The sequence below is a fragment of the Acinetobacter sp. CAU_H_S139_7 genome (assembly GCF_058599305.1).
In genome coordinates, this window is the sequence record NZ_CM178651.1 from 245,867 (window position 1) to 260,991 (window position 15,125).

Annotated in this window: 17 protein-coding genes, 2 tRNA genes and 1 pseudogene; 9 read left to right on the top strand and 11 right to left on the bottom strand. The window is 43.1% G+C overall.

The window, feature by feature from the left end:
* Positions 1–6: 6 nt before the first annotated feature.
* Positions 7–765, bottom strand: a complete 759-nt coding sequence (gene hisF, locus AC4MC0_RS01105; protein WP_010327680.1) for an imidazole glycerol phosphate synthase subunit HisF — start codon at positions 763–765, stop codon at positions 7–9.
* Between the two features lie 113 nt (positions 766–878).
* Here hisF and AC4MC0_RS01110 point away from each other — a divergent pair, with 113 nt between their 5' ends.
* The 4 genes and pseudogenes from AC4MC0_RS01110 to AC4MC0_RS01125 all read left to right on the top strand — a co-directional run.
* On the top strand, positions 879–1,829 hold the full coding sequence (locus AC4MC0_RS01110; protein ID WP_335998273.1) for a homoserine kinase: 951 nt from the start codon (positions 879–881) through the stop codon (positions 1,827–1,829).
* A 13-nt stretch (positions 1,830–1,842) separates the two neighbouring features.
* Complete coding sequence (locus tag AC4MC0_RS01115; RefSeq protein WP_058870450.1) at positions 1,843–2,469, top strand: DUF1294 domain-containing protein; 627 nt, start codon at positions 1,843–1,845, stop codon at positions 2,467–2,469.
* A 28-nt stretch (positions 2,470–2,497) separates the two neighbouring features.
* A complete protein-coding gene (locus AC4MC0_RS01120; RefSeq protein ID WP_491887233.1) occupies positions 2,498–2,890 on the top strand; it encodes a DUF4870 family protein in 393 nt (130 codons plus the stop codon).
* Positions 2,891–2,897: 7 nt separating this feature from the next.
* Positions 2,898–3,023: pseudogene (locus tag AC4MC0_RS01125) on the top strand (hypothetical protein); the annotation flags it as partial.
* A gap of 72 nt (positions 3,024–3,095) precedes the next feature.
* Here the strand turns inward: AC4MC0_RS01125 and AC4MC0_RS01130 are convergent.
* Positions 3,096–3,995, bottom strand: a complete 900-nt coding sequence (locus AC4MC0_RS01130) for a DMT family transporter (RefSeq protein WP_176538380.1) — start codon at positions 3,993–3,995, stop codon at positions 3,096–3,098.
* 91 nt (positions 3,996–4,086) lie between these two features.
* Between AC4MC0_RS01130 and AC4MC0_RS01135 the strand changes: the two genes are divergently transcribed.
* Positions 4,087–4,635, top strand: coding sequence for a helix-turn-helix domain-containing protein (locus AC4MC0_RS01135; RefSeq protein ID WP_419272312.1), 549 nt, complete (start codon positions 4,087–4,089; stop codon positions 4,633–4,635).
* Positions 4,636–4,707: 72 nt separating this feature from the next.
* Here the strand turns inward: AC4MC0_RS01135 and hisA are convergent, their stop codons facing one another.
* The 5 genes from hisA to hisB all read right to left on the bottom strand — a co-directional run bounded on the left by hisA (position 4,708) and on the right by hisB (position 8,243).
* Positions 4,708–5,439, bottom strand: coding sequence for a 1-(5-phosphoribosyl)-5-[(5-phosphoribosylamino)methylideneamino]imidazole-4-carboxamide isomerase (hisA, locus tag AC4MC0_RS01140; RefSeq protein WP_005401384.1), 732 nt, complete (start codon positions 5,437–5,439; stop codon positions 4,708–4,710).
* A gap of 79 nt (positions 5,440–5,518) precedes the next feature.
* Entirely contained in the window at positions 5,519–6,187 is a 669-nt protein-coding gene (locus tag AC4MC0_RS01145) for a 3'-5' exonuclease (protein WP_491887234.1), read from the bottom strand.
* A gap of 92 nt (positions 6,188–6,279) precedes the next feature.
* The gene (locus AC4MC0_RS01150; RefSeq protein WP_087011805.1) at positions 6,280–6,744 is read right to left on the bottom strand and encodes a DUF805 domain-containing protein; all 465 of its coding nucleotides are present in this window, start codon (positions 6,742–6,744) and stop codon (positions 6,280–6,282) included.
* A 288-nt stretch (positions 6,745–7,032) separates the two neighbouring features.
* Positions 7,033–7,650: an imidazole glycerol phosphate synthase subunit HisH gene (hisH, locus tag AC4MC0_RS01155; protein ID WP_005401381.1), complete on the bottom strand. Its 618-nt coding sequence runs from the start codon at positions 7,648–7,650 to the stop codon at positions 7,033–7,035.
* Positions 7,650–8,243, bottom strand: a complete 594-nt coding sequence (hisB, locus tag AC4MC0_RS01160) for an imidazoleglycerol-phosphate dehydratase HisB (RefSeq protein ID WP_004691554.1) — start codon at positions 8,241–8,243, stop codon at positions 7,650–7,652. Before hisB ends, hisH begins: the two co-directional genes overlap by 1 nt.
* 92 nt (positions 8,244–8,335) lie before the next feature.
* Between hisB and AC4MC0_RS01165 the strand changes: the two genes are divergently transcribed.
* From AC4MC0_RS01165 to AC4MC0_RS01180, 4 genes are all read left to right on the top strand, one after another.
* Positions 8,336–8,713 (top strand): GNAT family N-acetyltransferase, encoded by a 378-nt coding sequence (locus AC4MC0_RS01165; RefSeq protein WP_490753409.1) that lies wholly within the window; start codon positions 8,336–8,338, stop codon positions 8,711–8,713.
* Positions 8,714–8,899: 186 nt separating this feature from the next.
* Positions 8,900–8,975: transfer RNA gene (locus tag AC4MC0_RS01170), tRNA-Phe, on the top strand.
* 136 nt (positions 8,976–9,111) lie between these two features.
* Positions 9,112–9,187, top strand: a tRNA-Phe gene (locus AC4MC0_RS01175).
* A gap of 143 nt (positions 9,188–9,330) precedes the next feature.
* Complete coding sequence (locus AC4MC0_RS01180) at positions 9,331–10,083, top strand: class I SAM-dependent methyltransferase (protein ID WP_491887235.1); 753 nt, start codon at positions 9,331–9,333, stop codon at positions 10,081–10,083.
* 10 nt (positions 10,084–10,093) lie between these two features.
* Here the strand turns inward: AC4MC0_RS01180 and AC4MC0_RS01185 are convergent, their stop codons facing one another.
* From AC4MC0_RS01185 to ompR, 4 genes are all read right to left on the bottom strand, one after another.
* Positions 10,094–10,513 (bottom strand): GNAT family acetyltransferase, encoded by a 420-nt coding sequence (locus tag AC4MC0_RS01185; RefSeq protein ID WP_491887236.1) that lies wholly within the window; start codon positions 10,511–10,513, stop codon positions 10,094–10,096.
* Between the two features lie 128 nt (positions 10,514–10,641).
* Complete coding sequence (scpC, locus tag AC4MC0_RS01190) at positions 10,642–12,159, bottom strand: succinyl-CoA:acetate CoA-transferase ScpC (RefSeq protein ID WP_004978127.1); 1,518 nt, start codon at positions 12,157–12,159, stop codon at positions 10,642–10,644.
* A 206-nt stretch (positions 12,160–12,365) separates the two neighbouring features.
* On the bottom strand, positions 12,366–13,826 hold the full coding sequence (locus tag AC4MC0_RS01195; protein ID WP_125273607.1) for an ATP-binding protein: 1,461 nt from the start codon (positions 13,824–13,826) through the stop codon (positions 12,366–12,368).
* A 304-nt stretch (positions 13,827–14,130) separates the two neighbouring features.
* Positions 14,131–14,895: an osmolarity response regulator transcription factor OmpR gene (gene ompR / locus AC4MC0_RS01200; RefSeq protein ID WP_004691545.1), complete on the bottom strand. Its 765-nt coding sequence runs from the start codon at positions 14,893–14,895 to the stop codon at positions 14,131–14,133.
* Positions 14,896–15,125: the final 230 nt, after the last annotated feature.

A 15,125-nucleotide genomic window follows, 5' to 3' on the forward strand; every position in this document is an offset into this window, starting at 1 on the left:
GTCTGTTTATAGACGCATTTCGATGCCTTGATCTGCAAGGTATTTTTTCGCTTCAGGAATGGTGTGTTGTCCAAAGTGGAAGATAGAAGCAGCCAGTACAGCGTCTGCGCCACCTTTTAAAATACCATCGGCCAAGTGTTGTAAGTTACCGACACCGCCCGAAGCAATGGTTGGAATGGTGACGCGGTCATTGATTTGACGCATCAGCTCGAGGTCATAACCTGCTTTGGTACCATCGGCATCCATCGAAGTAATGAGCAGTTCACCCGCACCAAAGTCAGCCATTTTCACGGACCATTCAATTGCATCAATACCCGTTGGTTTACGGCCGCCATGGGTAAAAATTTCCCATTTGTTCTCGCCCGTTTTTTTCGCATCAATGGCAACCACAATACACTGTGCGCCAAAGCGTTGCGATGCTTCTTGTACAAATTCTGGGTTAAACACCGCTGCTGAGTTAATGCTGACTTTGTCCGCGCCAGCATTGAGTAAGAGGCGAATATCTTCAACTTTGCGAACGCCACCACCGACCGTTAAGGGAACAAAAACCGTTTCAGCCATACGTTCAACCGTACGATAAGTCGTGTCGCGACCATTCGAAGTTGCGGTAATGTCTAAAAAGGTAATTTCATCAGCACCTTGTTCGTTATATCGACGTGCTACTTCTACTGGGTCACCTGCATCACGAATATCAAGGAATTGAACACCTTTCACTACACGACCGTTGTCTACGTCGAGGCAAGGAATAATACGTTTAGCTAGCATAATTTTTTCCAAAAATAACAGCCGATTATGAAACTTCGCGACTTAGATGCTACACCTTAATAGTCGGAGCGGGTATTCTATCAAACTTATGTAAGTTTTTTTGCAGGTTTTATATGTCGGTTTATACCACTTTGACTTTACAGGAAGTTCAGGCGTTTGCAGCACCTTATGGACTTGAGGTAATCGATCTGATCCCAATTCAAGGCGGTATTCAAAATACGAACTATTTTATTGTGTGTGAAAATGCTGTGCAGTATGTATTGACTGTATTTGAAGAAATGGATGAACAGGGCGCAGGCGAGTTGGTTCCTGTGCTTGAGCATTTAGGTCAGGCTGGTTTAGTGGTTCCTGTACCTTTAAGTCACTCAGGCAAAGCCATTCATAGTTTAAAAGATAAACCTGCCCAAATTGCCCCACGGATGATGGGCAAACATCCCATGCCTGCGACTCTTGAGCAAGCCGAGGCGATTGCGGTTGCACAAGCGCAAATGCACGTCGCACTGCAAGATTTTCCATTGGAGCGTGCAGAATACCGTGACCATGATTACTGGCTCGCTGTAGCGTTACAAATGAAACTGACATTAAGTGAGGCGGATCAAGCACTACTCAATAAGTTATTGGGGTTATATGACGCATTATCGGCGGTTTATCCGAATCGTCCAAAGGGCTTTATCCACTCGGATTTATTCCGTGACAATACTTTATTTGAGGGCAATCAGCTCAAAGGCATTTTAGACTTTTATGAACTGAATAAAGATGAGTTCTTGTTTGATATTGCGATTACGCTGAATGACTTCTGTACTGAATACCCAAGTGTGCATTTAAATGAAGACAAAGCCATCGCATTTTTAAATGCCTATGAAAGCATTCGTCCTTTGACTGCCGATGAAAAATCTTGCCTAGAGTTGTATCTCGCAATGGCCGCTGCACGTTTTTGGATGATGCGTTTACAAGTGGCACAAAAAAATGCAGAACAAGGCCGTACGGGGGATGACATTTTGCAGAAAAATCCTGCCGAAATGCGTAATATGGTGATTGACCGCCTAAAATTTGTAACTGCTTAAATAGGAAAGAAAAATGCGTGACCAAGGACGACTCGTTGAATGGTTTGATGAAAAAGGCTATGGCTTTATTCAGCCCAACGATGACAGCAAAGATCGCGTGTTTTTACATATCAAGGACTTTGCTCGGCAAGGTCCTCGTCCTATTTTAGGCTGTGCGTTGGAATACAACGTGCTTGTGGATGCGCAAGGGCGTTATCGTGCACAGCAAGTTAGTTATTTAAAAGCATCACAAACCCAAAAGAGTCGTACCCAAAAAGCCTCCCCGAAAAAGACCGAACCACAACGCTGGAGTCCAATGCAAATTGCGTCGGTGGCATACATCGTGTTTTTGGCACTATTGGTATTGCTGGGGCGTTTGAGTGGATTAGTGCTGCTGTTGATTAGTGTGATGAATGCGGCCAGTTATTGGTTCTATGCACAAGACAAAGAGGCTGCACAAAATGGGCAGCGCCGTGTACCTGAAAATACATTACATCTCCTTTCATTTTTAGGGGGATGGCCTGCAGCATGGTTAGCGCAGCAAAAGCTACGACATAAAACACAAAAACAACCGTTTAGAAAGATTTACTTTTGTACAATTCTATTCAATATTCTTTTAATTTTATGGCTTATTTCTCCTTTTAATAGTTTGCCTATTTAAAGTTCAAGCCCACTTCATGAGGGACAATATGAATTATTCAGTCGATCAAGATCCGAATCGTAGTCTGACTTTTATTCTTTATATTTTGTATATCGTTGCGATTTTTTCCGCAGGGATTTTAGCCATTATTGCTTTAGTGATTAATTATGTGAAGCGTGGTGCTGTGCGTGGTTCCATTTTTGAGAGCCATTTTACTTGGCAGATTCGCACCTTTTGGTGGTATTTGATTTGGAACGTGATTGCCTTTGTGCCATTTATTTTCTTATTCTTTACAGGTGAAAATGCCACCGCTTTCGCAGGTGTCGCACTCGGTGCTTCAACCTTCTGCGTGTCTGTGATTGGGTTGTCGTGGATGTGGATTGTGTATCGCGCCATTAAAGGCATTATTCGTTTAAACGACAATCAACCGATGTATCAATAAAAATAGGTTAACCCGTATTCAACATCAGAACATTCCTTTTGGCCGTGCACTGGCGCCGTTGGTCATTCCAATAGCCAAAAGCATGTATGGACTCGGAGCAATGATTAATCCGGGCAAGATGGTGTCATTCTAACCACCTGACTGAGCTGCTGAATCGATGGCCATTGATCACTCGATTCAGCAGTTTTTGCGTTTCGGAGATAGGCTAAAGTTGTTCGACGTTCTTTTTCGATTTCAGCAATTTTGGTTTCCATTCACTGATCATAATGCCAAACACCACCAAAAGCCCACCCAACAAAGCCAGTGGTGCTAAGCGTTCTCCTGCAAGGCGTCCAAATAGTGCTGCCCATACAGGCTCTCCTGCATAAATAATTGCCGCTTGAGATGGATTGACTGAGCGCTGTGCCCAATTCATTACATATTGAATCACGGCACTGGCAAGACCCAAGCCGAGTGCGATACTCAGTAAAGGCCATGAAAAGTCTGGAATGTGGTGTTCACCTGCCAATGGCATGGCTGCAAAGGCGAGCACAGAGGCAACTGCCAGTTGAATCACTGTCACTCGACCAATATCGACTGTTGGAGCAAAATAACCAATCAGGATAATTTCAATCGCTATAGCGATTGCACCGAGTAGGGTTAAGGTCTGGCCAAAATTCAGTGAAATTGAATTCAGACTATTGCCTGTGAGTAAGACTAAGCCAATAAACGCACAGAGCGCTCCGATCCAAATCATAAAATGGGGCACTTTACGAAAGATCAGCCACAACAATACAGGTACCAAAGGCACATACAGTGCGGTTAAAAAGGCAGATTCACTGCTACTGACTGTTTGTAGTCCGACTGTTTGTGTGCCATAGCCAATAGTGACCATACAGCCAATGAGTGCACCTGCCCACAAGTCCTGTCGGGTAATGTGCTTTAAATGCTGATAGGAAAATAAGCCAATAATTGTCGCGGCGCAGGCGAAACGACAACCCACAAAGAACATGGGTGAGCTGAAATTTAAGGCATATTTCACGGCCAAGAAGGTACCGCCCCAAATAAAGGTAATTAGAATCAGCGCAATGACAGGCGCTTTAGAACCGAGCTGAGTATTCAACATAAAAGAACTGGTGTGCAATATATTGCACATAGCTTGTCATGCTTTGTTTTTGTGTGCAATATATTGCTCAATATTTTTTTGATTGAACTTTATGAAGTCTCCTGCAGTACTACAACACGTCAGTCAAAATGTGCGTCATTATCGAAGCTTAAAAGGCCTGAGCCAGCAACAACTAGCGGATTTGGCTGGCTTAAGCCGTCGCATGGTGGCTGGGGTTGAATCAGGGCAGGACAATATTAGTTTGGCGAAACTCAGCTTGATTGCCGATGTGCTTGAGGTCGATTTTGTACAGATTATTGCCGCGCCTGAACAGCAAGGGCAAGCGGTGGTCAATGTTTTGGCTTGGCAGGGCACACAAGCACACAGTGAAGCAAAATTAATGGCCTCGGCGGCGGCAACACAAAAAGTTGAACTGTGGACATGGGTACTTGCCCCAAATGAGCACTATAGTGCAGAACCTGACCCAGTCGGTTGGCGTGAGATGCTCTATGTGATGGAGGGGGAGTTAACTTTGGATTTGGCGGGTGACATGAAAGTCTTAGGTGTAGGTGAGTCGATTGTGTTTTCGAGTGCCATCGAATACCAATATATCAACCGTGGAACTGTACCGTTAAAGTTTATTCGTAATGCAATTTATTAAGAAGCAGATCTTAAAAACTGATATTTAGCGCATAAAAAAGAGGTCAAAAGACCTCTTTTTTAAATTCTACAATTAGAGCGATTGTTCATCTAACAGCAATTGTGCTTCACGTAGGTTTAAACTGCCTTCATAAATCGCACGACCGGTAATTGCACCCAAAATACCAGGTTGACCTTTGAGGTTACGTACGTCATCAAGGTTGGTCACACCACCTGATGCAATCACAGGTAGACCAGAGTATTGTGCCAGTTGAACAGTTTGCTCAACGTTCACACCTTGCATCATCCCGTCACGCGCAATGTCGGTATAGACAATGCTCGATACGCCCGCATCGGCAAAACGTTTGGCCAAATCGGTTGCTTTCACATCGGTCACATTGGCCCAACCATCGGTGGCCACCATGCCATTCATGGCATCGATACCGACAATGATATGACCTGCAAATTTCTTACATGCTTCTTCAACAAACTCAGGGTCTTGAACGGCTTTGGTGCCAATAATGACAAAAGACACACCCGCTTCTAAGTAGTGTTCAATGGTTTCTAGTGAGCGAATACCGCCGCCAATTTGAATTGGCAGTTCAGGTTGTGCGCGAGTAATGGCTTCAACCACAGGTTTATGAATTGGCGTACCAGCGAAAGCACCATTTAAATCGACCAAATGTAAGCGACGCGCGCCTTCATTTACCCAGTGCTGTGCAGTTGCAACAGGATCATCAGAAAAAACCGTATCGTCTTCCATACGACCTTGTTTTAAACGAACACATTTGCCATCTTTCAGGTCAATTGCAGGGATGATCAGCATGCTTTCGCTCCTAGCCAAATCTTAAATAAAATCAATGTCCGTCATCTTAGCAAAGTATTGGCAATTTTCTAAGCATCTGTTACAGCTTTTCATGACGACAAGGTTTTGTTGTTTTTTCTAATTCTTTGGAAATATCTTTTGGGAGTTGCTCTAAACGCCGCAATTCTTCAAAAACCAACAGCGCCGCATAGGCATCCGCAGCGGCATAGTCAACTTGTTCAGGCGTGAGTATTTTCCTTGCCCAATTTGAAGTGCTGACTTTTTTGCTTTTGGGGAAGTTGAGTTGAAACAGCAGGGCGATGGCATTTTTAATGCCGACAGGGTTGGTCAAACCAAAGCTGGCAAAGCATTTTGACAGCTCAACCACACCCTTGAGTTCAAAACCCTTTTTGCGGAATAGATGGGCATCATTTTTTAAACCAAAGCCCACTTTGAGCTGGTCTGGATTCGCCAAAAATGGTGCAAGGAAGCTCCAAATGGGTGGACTCATTTGAAACAAATAAGCCTGCTCGACGCTGGCTAGTTGAATTAAATGCGGACCCGTGGAGACTTCTCCCACTTGAAAGGTCGGTTTGGACTCGCTGTCAAAACCGAAGATGGAAACCTGTTTTAGTTCAGCGCGGATTGCTTCGCACTGTTCTAAGTTTTGAATGATATGAATTGCTTGTTTTGGCAAATTTTGAAAACGAGGAAATTCTTGAATTTCGACTTTGCTGGGAAGGATGTGTTGAAAAGAAGAATCCATCATGCTTTGACTATGCAACTGTTGCTTAAGCCTAAAGCTTTTGCGTTGATTTAGCAAAACAGCCGACCTAGGTAGGCTGTTTTGCATGGGTGATTTTAGGACATAAAACCAGCCGCAATACCGCCGATAATTGCTAAAACGAAAATCAGGATGTAAATCCATGCCAAAACGGCTTCCCAGCCTGCCGTTGGGCGTGGTGAGCCATAGCTGTTGCTACGATCATCACCTGGTGCGAAAATCAGGTAAAGCATTAGGATCACGTTGGCAAGAGGCACCAGCATCAACAGTGATAACCATCCCGTATGGTTGCGGTCATGTAGGCGACGAATAGTAAATACAAACGTGAAGTACATCAGCGCAACATAGATCAGGATGATAAAAATCATGCCGCCACCGAAGTTGCCTGTTTCCAAGTTCACGAATGTATTAGGAAAGATGGCGATGAAAATACCAAGAATAATTGACGCTACAATGGCAAGTAGACAGTTCCATGCTAGGTATGAAAAACGTCCGAAACGACCTGCGGCATTCAGCGCAGATTCTTGTGCATATTGAGTCATAGTGACTTACCTTATCGTTGTAAATTAAGTTTTTTATAAATAAAAATGTCTAAAAAGCAGGCAAATCATAATCAAATTTGGTGACAATGAAAAGGCATCGTAGTCATCTTGAGTGTAGTAGCGTGCTGTAAAGCAAAGATTTTATATCTTCAGATGTATAGGAGTGAGGCACACGCCTCATTTACTTAAGCTGTTTCTGATTTATTTTGAGTCTAGGTGCATCAATTTTGGATAAACAAAAGCCCAACCGAAGTTGAGCTTTTTCAATCAAACAGAAGCTGGAATGAATTAAATTTTCCATTCCACAAAGTTTTTCAGCAGTTGCAAACCTGCGGTATGACTTTTTTCAGGGTGAAACTGTGTCGCAAACAAATTTTCTTGGTGAATGGCCGTGCAGAACTCTAAACCGTAGTCACAGGTCGCAGCCACAATACCAGAGTTCTTCGGTTCAACATAAAAGCTGTGCACGAAGTAAAAACGTGCATCTTGTTCAATGTCTTTCCACATTGGATGATTCGGATCGGCTTGATGAACTTGGTTCCAACCCATATGTGGGACTTTCAAGCCGTCTATATCAGGAAAGCGTTTCACGCTGCCTTCAAAAATACCGAGAGCATCGACTCCGCCATTTTCTTCAGAGCATTGCATCAGCGCTTGCATACCCACACAAATCGCTAATACAGGCTTATTAAATGCTGCATGACGAACGACTTCATCAATCCCTGCTTCATGCATTCCTTGCATACAGTCACGCATAGCACCTACGCCAGGGAACACAATTTTATCAGCTTGAGCCACTAGCTTGGGATCATTGGTCACATCGACCGTTGCACCAACATGCTCAAGCGCTTTTGCTGCTGAGTGTAGGTTACCCATACCATAGTCAAGAAGGGCAATACGGGTCATTACAAACTACCTTTGGTTGAAGCAATGGTGTTGGTTGCACGTGGGTCAATTTCACAGGCCATACGAAGTGCACGCGCAAATGCTTTGAACACACTTTCAATTTGGTGGTGACTATTTTTACCTTTGAGGTTATCAATGTGTACTGTCATGAGTGCATGGTTCACAAAGCCTTGGAAAAACTCAGAGAAGAGATCCACATCAAAACGACCAATCATGGCGCGGGTAAATGGAATATCCATAAATAAACCCGGACGGCCTGATAAGTCCACCACAGCACGGCTTAAAGATTCATCTAACGGTGCATAAAAATGACCATAACGACGTAAACCTTTTTTGTCACCTAAAGCTTTGGCAAAAGCCTGCCCAAGCGTGATACCACAGTCTTCAACCGTGTGGTGATCATCAATTTCCAAGTCGCCATCACATTCAATATCAATATCAAATAAGCCATGTCGCTTGATTTGATCAATCATATGATCTAAAAAGGGAATACCTGTGTTGAGCGTGCCTTGACCCGTACCATCGAGGTTTACACGAACTCGAATTTTGGTTTCGTTGGTATTTCTTACCACTTCACTGATACGTTCTGTCATAGACACGTTCCTCAAAGACGTCAAATAATTGATGTAAAATGTTTCGCCGTAACGAAGTCACCGCATATTAGATTGCTCAGGAGGGTTTATCAATGCCTATTACCGTACACGCTTATACTTCACTGGAAAAAGAAGAGTTGCGCAGCCAGCTAGAGCGACTGTACGACACCAGTCCTGAATTTGGCGATGGGCATGATGCCGTAGAACAACTTGAGCAAAATCTAGCTCAGTATACCTTACTTTACACCGCAGAATTTAATACTAAAGTCATTGGTGCCATTTGGTGTAATGGGCAGGGTGAAAATAAAACCTTAGAATACATCGTAGTACATCCTGCAAACCGTGGACGAGGGGTTGCGGAGCGACTGGTTGAAGAAGTCTGTCGTATGGAAGAATCCAAAGGTGTGAAAGTGTTCGAGCCGGGCTGTGGTGCGATTCACCGTTGCTTAGAGCACATTGGTAAAATTTAAGCTTTTTTAAAGCAGTCTTTGGGCTGCTTTTTTTCATGAATAGGGATGGTGACGTGCTTTAAGTGCAAAGAATGACTCAAAAAATGTACGAAGGGTGTTGGGTTTGCTGTAAAAGTAAACACTCAAATGATTTTTTTGAAAACGGACTTGACGCTGCGCGGCTTAAACTGTTTAATACGCGACATCGGCGTGATAGCTCAGTAGGTAGAGCAACGGATTGAAAATCCGTGTGTCCCCAGTTCGATCCTGGGTCTCGCCACCATATTCAAAATCTTATTTAAAGATTTCAATCCCTGATCCCATCAGGGATTTTTTTTGCCTGAAATTTATCCGATCAAATAAAAAAGTGATGATTTTTATTGACTATTCATCCGAGATACGGCTTAATACACGGCATCGGCGTGATAGCTCAGTAGGTAGAGCAACGGATTGAAAATCCGTGTGTCCCCAGTTCGATCCTGGGTCTCGCCACCATATTTAAAAAAGTCTCAAACAATGTTTGGGGCTTTTTTTTGTCTCATGAAAAGTAGGATTGTATAAGGTTGTTGGACAACATCATGCTTTGGCTCTTGAAGAATGTGCTAATTTTGAGTCAAAAATAAGACTGAGAATAGCTTATGAAAGACCGCTTTTCATCGGGAAGTCAGCTTTATCAACTCGCACGGCCGAGTTATCCAGCGAGTTTGATTCAAGAAATACTCAAGCATGTGGCGACTCCTCAATTTGCATGGGATTGTGGCGCAGGCTCGGGGCAATTGACTCAATTGTTGGCGCCGCATTTTGATGCCGTGGTGGCGACAGATATCAGTGCTCATCAGTTACAGCATGCACCTTATTTTGAAAATGTCAGTTATCAAGTTCAGTCTGCAGAGCACACTAGTTTTGCCGAGCAGAGTTTTGATTTAATCACGGTGGCTCAAGCCATTCATTGGTTTAACTTTGATCGCTTTTATGCAGAAGTGCGGCGGACTTTACGACCTGAAGGCATTTTGGCGGTCATTGGCTATGGTTTAATTCAGCTGCAGCAACCTGAGTTACAGGGTTGTATTGAGCGACTTTATTTTAAGACTTTGAAAGGCTATTGGGATGCCGAACGACGTTATATCGACGAGGCCTATCAAACCATTCCTTTTCCCTTTGAGGAAATAGCGACGCCTGAATTGTCGATGTCATTTCAATGGTCTGCTGCTCAATTGTTGGATTATTTAAATACATGGTCTGCACTGAAACATTATCGAGCGAAAAATTCAGATGACCCCTTATATGAGTTCAAAGCATTCTTTGCGTTGGATGATCACGCGAACCAAGTCTTTGCGCTTAAATTTCCAATTTTTTTAAGATTGGGTCGTTTACCTGTATCGGCGCATTGAGTGTCTGAGCTTAATCGGCAATCAGACGTTTACCAAAGCATACGACTTCGATTTCCTCATAGCCCAGTTGCTCATAGAAGCTTTGCACGTCGATGTTTTCTTTACGTACAAGCAGTTGTAGTTTAGGGCAACCTAACGCAATCAGGCGCTTCTCGAGCTGCTTTATGAGTGCGGTTGCGACCCCATTGCGTTGAAAGTGTGGATGTACTGCCAAATAATTAATCCAGCCGCGATGGCCATCATAACCACCCATCAATGTGGCGATGAGTTGTTCATCTTTAACAGCCAATAAAAATAAACCATCTTTTTGTGCGGTTTTTCTAAAAATATCAATTTCAGGGTTGTTCCAAGGGCGAGTGAGGTCGCATACCTCCCAAAGTGCAATGACATCTTCTAAATCTGTTTCGAGATAGGGGCGAATAATGAACATGAGCTTGGCATTTTTATTTTTTGGATGCCTTTAGATTAATTGAGTTTTTTTATTTTGATAAGTGTTTTCTTACACTTTTCATCAGCCATAAAAAAACGCCCAAGAGGGCGCTTTTCTTAAACTTTAAATTAAGCAGATTTTGCTTCTGCTTGAACAGGAAGCATGTGGCCTGTTTCTTCAAAGTTAGAATGCCAAGACAACGCTTCACGAAGAAGGTGAGGTGTATGACCACCTTTTGCACATGAACGATCGAAGTAGTCATTTAATGCATCACGATACAGTGGGTGCGCACAGTTGTCGATAATCGCACGGGCACGTTCACGTGGTGCTAGACCGCGAAGATCTGCCAAACCTTGTTCAGTCACAAGGATGTCAACGTCGTGTTCAGCATGGTCGATGTGCGACGCAAACGGTACGATTGAAGAAATGTCGCCACCTTTTGCAATTGATTTGGTTACGAAGATTGCAAGGTGAGCATTACGTGCGAAGTCACCTGAACCACCAATACCGTTCATCATTTTCGTACCACAAACGTGAGTTGAGTTCACGTTACCGTAAATGTCAAATTCAAGCGCTGTGTTGATGCCAATAATACCTAAACGACGAACCAATTCAGGGTGGTTCGAAATTTCTTGCGGACGTAAAACCAGTTTATCTTTGTAGGCTTCAAGGTTATTAAATACTTTCTCGCCGTATTTAGCTGAAAGGGTAATTGATGAACCTGAAGCAAACTTCATTTTACCTGCATCAATCAATTCAAACGTACAATCTTGAAGTACTTCTGAGTACATGACGAGGTCTTCGAAGTTTGAATCTTTAAGGCCTGTAAGTACAGCATTGGCAATTGAACCAATCCCTGCTTGTAATGGGCCTAAGTTCTTCGGTAGACGCTCTTCAGCTACTTCTTTTTCAAAGAATGCGATTAAGTGGTCTGCAATGCCTTGAGTTTCATCATCTGGTGCAGTTACTGTTGATGGAGAGTCGTGCAAGTCATTGTTGATGACGATACCTACGATTTTTGCAGGATCGATATTGATCGCGTGCGTACCAATACGCTCATCCACTTGAGTCAATGGAATCGGTTGACGTGTTGGACGGTAAGTTGGGATGTAAATATCGTGTAAGCCTTCAAATGCAGGGCTTAAGTTGGTATTGATTTCAACAATCACTTTTTCTGCGAAAATTGCGAAGCTTGCAGAGTTACCTACCGACGTTGTTGGAATGATGCCGCCATCTTCAGTAATTGCAACCGCTTCAATGATCGCTACATCTGGCTTTTTCAACTGAAGGTTACGCATTTGCTCAACAGTTTCAGACAAGTGTTGGTCAATGAACATCACTTCGCCATTGTTGATTGCTTTACGTAACGTGTTGTCCACTTGGAACGGTAAACGACGTGCCAATACACCCGCTTCAGTCAATTGCTTGTCTAGGTCATTACCTAAAGAAGCACCAGTAATTAATGTGATTTTTAAAGGATTTGTGTGTGCACGTTTAACCAATGCCAAAGGTACAGCTTTCGCTTCGCCAGCACGAGTGAAGCCACTCATACCTACAGTCATGCCATCTTCAATAAAAGCAGACGCTTCTTCTGCACTGATGACTTTATCGTGAAGTGAAGCTAAACGGATACGATCTAAAGACATGGTTTACTCTCGTTAATATTCTGGATCTGGCACCGATTGTACCGATCAAGAACGACATTGTGCATACCTGTTAGGCTAAGGTCTAATTTTTTGAAAAAATGTGGGTATAAGGGATTCTGATGATTTGTAAGTGGTTGAAATATATTTGGTAAAATTAAATTGTTGAATAGTTGAACAAAATCGTTTGATCAACTATTGTACAAAGTTTAAAAATGCTCAACCAAGGTTTGCTTTAATTTTTCGAGTGGATTGTTGCTGGAAATTTCAACATCTTGATTGTGATGAAGAGGTAGCGAAATAATTGCTTCAAGTCCGCCTTGTTCCCGATTATGAATGCTGAGCTGACCTTGGTGAATATCGACAATGCGTTTCACAATGGCGAGACCTAAACCACTGCCTTGGACTGTTCTGGCTTCATTGCCACGCACAAAAGGCTGCATAAGTTCTTCAATTTGATCGTCAGGAATGCCTTCACCATGGTCTGCTACGCTAATTAAAATATGTTCATTTTCCACTGTTGCGGAAAGTTCAATCGGCTCAGCACCGTAGCGTTTTGAATTATTAATCAAGTTACCAATCAGGCGTTTAAGAGACAGACTACGTGCCTGAATAATCGGTAATTCAGCAGGTTCAAAACGAATATCCAGCGGTTTGAATTGCACCACCAATTCTTGTAATAGCATATTTAAATCGGTGTCTTGGATTTCCTCATCCGAACCATCACGCATATAGGAAATGAACTGATTTAAGATCGCGTCCATATCTTCAACGTCATAAATCAGCCCTTCTTTTAAAAAATCATCATCGGGCATCATTTCTGCACTGAGTCGAATACGGGTCAGAGGGGTGCGTAAGTCATGTGAAATCCCTGCCAACATAATCCGGCGGTCACGTTCAGTCTGATCTAGGGTGTAGATCATGTGATTAAACGCTTGGTTGACCTCGCGAATTTCTTGAGGGCCGTGATTGGTTTCTAAATACGGCGCTGTGCCTGTTTTACTATAACTGTTGGCAGCATTTTGCAGACGGCGCAGTGGGCGATTGAGCTGACGAACCAAGGTTAAAATAATGGCTGCTGCAATAAGGGGTACGCCAAGCAGCCAACCGAAAATTAGCTCAGGGCTGTAGTTGGCATAGGTTTTCAGTGGTTCGCGGACCCAGTTACCGTTCATTTCAGGAGTTTGAATCCAAATCCGCGGGCTAGGTTTAAACTGGAAATATACCGTGGCATGTTCGACTTTTAATTCTTTGGCCAGCTTAGCTTCAATTTGGTTGGTAAAGAACTCGGCAATCACCTTATCTTTAACATTGGGATATTCTTTGGGATCGGTGACGTATTCAATGCCAACACGACTTCTTAGCCAGTCATCGACATCGACTTCAGTATTTTGATGATAAATCCGTAAATCGGGGTTGTTAAGAATTTCTATTTCAACAGCAAGATAACGAGCATGTTGTTGAATTTCTGGAAGATATAAGGTGCGCCAAAAGAACCACAAAGACATAAATAAACTGAAAAATACAATGAAGAGTACCAGTACGGTGGTGCGCATGGCAGCAGAACGCGGCTTGATTTTATCTAAAAAGCGTTCCCAGCGTGTGCGTTTCCGTTCTGAATACGCTTCGTAATCTGTAAATTTTTGAGGGTCGATGGGTTCGAGTTTCACGTGATTTCCTGTTTCTATGTAAGTGACATAGTTCAATGGTGACAGGTATGCGATACGCGAAAAGTCATCTGCAATTGTTCGAGGCAGGAGGTCTAAATGTTATAAAGTTTCTGCGAGCATGATGTTGAAATACAGAAATATGCCGAGTTTTGCAGATGACAATGGTTTTGCTTACTTTTGTCGAAACAAAAGTAAGGCGAACCGCAGGTTAATCGATAAAGTTGAGCTTAATTTTAGGACTCCGACGTGCTGATTATTGCTACTCAGTTTAAAAAGACCGAAGCCGTATTTTTCAGTTTTTGAATTATTCCGCGCCATCTGGAACGAACACATAACCTACACCCCAAACCGTTTGAATATAGCGTGCACGCGCAGGGTTTTCTTCCACAAGGCGACGTAGGCGCGATACTTGAACATCAATTGAACGTTCCATTGCACCCCATTCACGGCCACGTGCAAGGTTCATCAATTTGTCGCGAGTCAAAGGCTCACGTGGATGTTGTACCAAGGCTTTCAGTACCGCAAACTCACCTGTAGTTAGGGTTACGACTTGACCTTCACGCGTGAGAGTGCGTGTTGATAAATCAAGTGACCATGGACCAAAGCTGACTACTTCCATTTGTTGGCTTGGTGCGCCTGGAACTTCACGGACTTGGCGGCGCAGTACAGCGCGAATACGTGCTAACAACTCATTTGGATTAAATGGTTTCGGTAAATAGTCATCTGCACCTGCTTCTAGACCTGCAATACGGTCTGAGTCACTGCCACGTGCGGTGAGCATAATAATAGGCGTATCGATATTGGATTGGCGTAGACGACGACAGATACTTAAGCCATCTTCAACAGGGAGCATGAAGTCGAGCACAATCAGTGAAAAAAGTTCACGTTGTAAGAGACGATCCATTTGTGTTGCGTCATGCGCTGTTTTCACCACAAAGCCTTTGTCTTCTAAAAAGCGTTGGAGTAGCGTACGTAAACGCACATCGTCATCTACCACTAAAATGCGTTCAACGCGATCTGCGTCGCTATGTACGGCATCTGTTTTTTCAGCAGGTACAACTAAACTCATTGAAGTGCTCCTTTATTCTTTATTGTCATCGTAAACAAAAGTCGGGATAGTCTTGAGTATACGACTCATTTGTATGTCTTTACTATGCTCTAAAGCAACAAATATTGCAGGTAAAATCAAGACATAGATACCAAATGTATACATCTTAGCCCATAGAAAAAAATGGCAAAGAATACCTAAAAATAAGATTTAACACTGAAAATGAGATGGATTTATGAAATTTGCCTGAA

Excerpts from the sequence above, each read along its gene's own strand:
- hisF (WP_010327680.1), bottom strand. The coding sequence starts at position 765 with ATGCTAGCTAAACGTATTATTCCTTGCCTCGACGTAGACAACGGTCGT.
- AC4MC0_RS01110 (WP_335998273.1), top strand. The coding sequence starts at position 879 with ATGTCGGTTTATACCACTTTGACTTTACAGGAAGTTCAGGCGTTTGCA.
- AC4MC0_RS01115 (WP_058870450.1), top strand. The coding sequence starts at position 1,843 with ATGCGTGACCAAGGACGACTCGTTGAATGGTTTGATGAAAAAGGCTAT.
- AC4MC0_RS01120 (WP_491887233.1), top strand. The coding sequence starts at position 2,498 with ATGAATTATTCAGTCGATCAAGATCCGAATCGTAGTCTGACTTTTATT.
- AC4MC0_RS01130 (WP_176538380.1), bottom strand. The coding sequence starts at position 3,995 with ATGTTGAATACTCAGCTCGGTTCTAAAGCGCCTGTCATTGCGCTGATT.
- AC4MC0_RS01135 (WP_419272312.1), top strand. The coding sequence starts at position 4,087 with ATGAAGTCTCCTGCAGTACTACAACACGTCAGTCAAAATGTGCGTCAT.
- hisA (WP_005401384.1), bottom strand. The coding sequence starts at position 5,439 with ATGCTGATCATCCCTGCAATTGACCTGAAAGATGGCAAATGTGTTCGT.
- AC4MC0_RS01145 (WP_491887234.1), bottom strand. The coding sequence starts at position 6,187 with ATGATGGATTCTTCTTTTCAACACATCCTTCCCAGCAAAGTCGAAATT.
- AC4MC0_RS01150 (WP_087011805.1), bottom strand. The coding sequence starts at position 6,744 with ATGACTCAATATGCACAAGAATCTGCGCTGAATGCCGCAGGTCGTTTC.
- hisH (WP_005401381.1), bottom strand. The coding sequence starts at position 7,650 with ATGACCCGTATTGCCCTTCTTGACTATGGTATGGGTAACCTACACTCA.
- hisB (WP_004691554.1), bottom strand. The coding sequence starts at position 8,243 with ATGACAGAACGTATCAGTGAAGTGGTAAGAAATACCAACGAAACCAAA.
- AC4MC0_RS01165 (WP_490753409.1), top strand. The coding sequence starts at position 8,336 with ATGCCTATTACCGTACACGCTTATACTTCACTGGAAAAAGAAGAGTTG.
- AC4MC0_RS01180 (WP_491887235.1), top strand. The coding sequence starts at position 9,331 with ATGAAAGACCGCTTTTCATCGGGAAGTCAGCTTTATCAACTCGCACGG.
- AC4MC0_RS01185 (WP_491887236.1), bottom strand. The coding sequence starts at position 10,513 with ATGTTCATTATTCGCCCCTATCTCGAAACAGATTTAGAAGATGTCATT.
- scpC (WP_004978127.1), bottom strand. The coding sequence starts at position 12,159 with ATGTCTTTAGATCGTATCCGTTTAGCTTCACTTCACGATAAAGTCATC.
- ompR (WP_004691545.1), bottom strand. The coding sequence starts at position 14,895 with ATGAGTTTAGTTGTACCTGCTGAAAAAACAGATGCCGTACATAGCGAC.